This window comes from Roseateles sp. GW821-FHT09H11, assembly GCF_059415845.1.
Window position 1 is genome coordinate 1 of the sequence record NZ_JBWKOA010000016.1, and the last position, 2,549, is coordinate 2,549.

Consider the following 2,549-nt stretch of genomic DNA (forward strand, 5'->3'; position numbering starts at 1 on the left):
TGCAGCGCGTCACCATGCACACCGCCCCCGGCACGACCCTCCCGGGTCGCACGGCGGGGAAAGGCGCCTACGGCGCCATCAACCATGGGATTCAGTTGACGATGGACATCGCAACGAAATAGCCGCAGGCGATCACGCACGCAATCGACCCAAGCACACGGACAACCTTTGCGGTCACGGTGTCGCTGAGGACAGCGGCCACGCCGATCGCAAGCCCTCCCAAGGTAATTCCGGTCGTGATGATCCAGCTGGGAAGGGGCAGGCTCGTAAGGTCGGCCACAACCTTGCCGCCAAAGATGATCGCGGTGCCGAAGAGTGCCGAGAGCAGCTTCGCGTTGCGCATGGAGTACGGAGGGGAGGTATCAACGCCGCTCGCGTCCTGCCCGCCGTAGCACGGATGCACATCGCGCAACATGACCGTGCCGACGTGCTCAAGATCGACTGCGGCGGTGGTGCCCAATACATATGCCTGGGAAGTCGTCTTGAGGAGCACCATTCCCGCAAGGTTGCCCTTGTTGTACATGACACTCCCACCAGCAGCCATCGAACGGTTCCAGCTCCTGACGTGCGAACGAGCGCTATCCAAGCGCTTCACTGCTGAGCGATAGCCGTCGTTCCACCGCGCCCACTGAGCTGACCCGTGCTCGTGCGGGTTTGTCGGCACCACCGTCTCGGGCAGCGAAGAAACAAGGTTGTCGAACTCGTCGAACTCCGTCGCCCTCAGCGTGCTTGTTGTCGTGGCCGCGTTCATCGGTTTTTCCTCCTATCGAAATGTTGTTGCGAGCTTGTCCACCTGAACCGTCACGCACCGTCCGAGTCCGACCACGTGATACCCCACGCATCGCAAATGCGGAGAACGCGCGCGTGGCCGTCGGGAACCAGTTTGTAGAGATCGGCCTTCCCCCAGCGCAGCGCGTCCAGGCAGACGAGCATGTCGTCACCAATCTCCACGTCAACCGTGCGCAGTTCAAAGAGGTCGAGCGGGAACGTCTGCCCGTCGAAAGTCGCGGCAATGAAATACGCAACGCGCTGAATCTGCCCGCTGTCGCTCTTCTCGGCCAGGGTCAAGAGCCGCTCGTAGGCCTGCGCGGCAGCCGCCTGGACCTTCTGAGCGCGGTCTGCCCATTCACGCTCTTGCCGTTGGAAGTCAGCAATGTTCATGTTGATTCCTCCTTAGAAAACTGGCCAGTCGGCCCAGATGATCGAACCCTTCACGAGATCAGCGCCATCGCGGTCAGCTTCGACGCAGTGACATCGAAGGTCATCGTTCGCGTACAACCTGCCCCGGAGCACAGCCGCTCGATGAGACAGTCGGCGAAGTCCGCCGTGGTCGTCGAATAGGTCTGCCAAGCGAGGTTGACGCGATCGCTCTGTTCGACGACAAGCTGACGAGACTGCAACAGCAGCTCCAAGGCTTGACCGACCTGTTCACGGTCCAGGTCATAGCCTTTCGCAGAAGACAGGACCCAGACCAGCTCGACGATCGAAACCACTGACACGAAGCCCGGTTCCTCCGCCGTCAGCCCCTCAAAAAGCTTAGTCGCGAGTGGCGATTGCTTTTTGTCGTCCTGCATGATGTACCGCACGAGGACGTTGGTATCCAGACCGATCATCGGGCCGCCGCTCCCCTCGACTCAATCACGCTGTTCATCTCCTCGATGGACAGGGATCTCTTGGGCTTTCCGAACATGCCCTTGAGTTCTCGGACGTCCTTGATCTTGGCAATGACCATGTATTTCCCAGGCTCGATTGCGATGAACTCGAGGCGGTCGCCGGTACCTACCGCGAGGTCCCTGCGGACGTCAGCAGGGATGGTGATCTGCCCCTTGCTGGTGATGGTTGCGACGGTCATGATGCTCTCCTTGTGAGTGCCTTACTATAGCGTAAGGCAACGGGTAAGGAACTAGGTAAGGTAGCTTTACCTTACACCCGAGGTCCATCCTCTTTGCTTAGAGAGACCCCATGTCCGCGAGGCAGGCGCGAAGCCGCTGCTGGACATAGTTGGGAACCGTCCCAGAATCCTCCATCGCTGCGAGCGCGTTTTCGCACTCGTTGACCAAGCGTGTGATCGTGCGCGCCGCGTCGGACAGCGTCTGGACGTGAGGAAGCGCATCGTCATCCACGATGGTCATGTCCAGCACATCGGTGAGGTAGTGCAGCGCGAGGGCTGCCTCCAGTGGGGTTTCCGAATCGGCGAGCGTGTACTTCGCGGGATCGAGCAGCTCGTTCGCTCCGATAAGGACGCGGACCCCGCCCGGGAACCGGCATGCATAGTGATCGGCCTGCGAGTCACCATGTTCGGTGTACTCAACGATGTGCCCCCACGAACCCGGAGCGCAGCTCCGGATGAGGTCCTGGTGGGTGCTGTCGGACTCACCGAACAGGCTTCGAACGCGAACGCCAGGGTGAAGGGCTGCAACTCGCATGGATTGGACTGTCATTGCTGTACTCCGATTTGGGTAGTGGCGTTCAAACCGCCTGCTTTGTTAGATGCCTCTGGAGCCGGGTATTGGCTGGAGGGGTTTGTTGGCCGAGCCGGAGCTCTGGTG

5 protein-coding genes are annotated in these 2,549 nt (G+C 60.5%); all 5 read right to left on the reverse strand.

The window, feature by feature from the left end; translation table 11 throughout:
* Nucleotides 1–91: 91 nt before the first annotated feature.
* Nucleotides 92–751 (reverse strand): hypothetical protein, encoded by a 660-nt coding sequence (locus tag AC07PR_RS29545; RefSeq protein ID WP_495137416.1) that lies wholly within the window; start codon nucleotides 749–751, stop codon nucleotides 92–94.
* 50 nt (nucleotides 752–801) lie between these two features.
* Entirely contained in the window at nucleotides 802–1,161 is a 360-nt protein-coding gene (locus tag AC07PR_RS29550) for a DUF7673 family protein (protein ID WP_495137417.1), read from the reverse strand.
* A 50-nt stretch (nucleotides 1,162–1,211) separates the two neighbouring features.
* Nucleotides 1,212–1,613 carry a type II toxin-antitoxin system VapC family toxin gene (locus AC07PR_RS29555; protein WP_495137418.1) on the reverse strand — a complete coding sequence of 134 codons (402 nt, stop codon included), beginning with the start codon at nucleotides 1,611–1,613 and terminating at the stop codon, nucleotides 1,212–1,214.
* Entirely contained in the window at nucleotides 1,610–1,852 is a 243-nt protein-coding gene (locus AC07PR_RS29560; protein ID WP_495137419.1) for an AbrB/MazE/SpoVT family DNA-binding domain-containing protein, read from the reverse strand. The genes AC07PR_RS29555 and AC07PR_RS29560 overlap by 4 nt, the downstream gene beginning before the upstream one ends.
* 97 nt (nucleotides 1,853–1,949) lie before the next feature.
* On the reverse strand, nucleotides 1,950–2,441 hold the full coding sequence (locus AC07PR_RS29565) for a hypothetical protein (protein ID WP_495137420.1): 492 nt from the start codon (nucleotides 2,439–2,441) through the stop codon (nucleotides 1,950–1,952).
* Between the last annotated feature and the right edge of the window lie 108 nt (nucleotides 2,442–2,549).

What these genes read in the sequence shown, in the direction of transcription:
- AC07PR_RS29545 (WP_495137416.1), bottom strand. Translation starts at nt 751, where the DNA reads ATGAACGCGGCCACGACAACAAGCACGCTGAGGGCGACGGAGTTCGAC.
- AC07PR_RS29560 (WP_495137419.1), bottom strand. Translation starts at nt 1,852, where the DNA reads ATGACCGTCGCAACCATCACCAGCAAGGGGCAGATCACCATCCCTGCT.
- AC07PR_RS29550 (WP_495137417.1), bottom strand. Translation starts at nt 1,161, where the DNA reads ATGAACATTGCTGACTTCCAACGGCAAGAGCGTGAATGGGCAGACCGC.
- AC07PR_RS29565 (WP_495137420.1), bottom strand. Translation starts at nt 2,441, where the DNA reads ATGACAGTCCAATCCATGCGAGTTGCAGCCCTTCACCCTGGCGTTCGC.
- AC07PR_RS29555 (WP_495137418.1), bottom strand. Translation starts at nt 1,613, where the DNA reads ATGATCGGTCTGGATACCAACGTCCTCGTGCGGTACATCATGCAGGAC.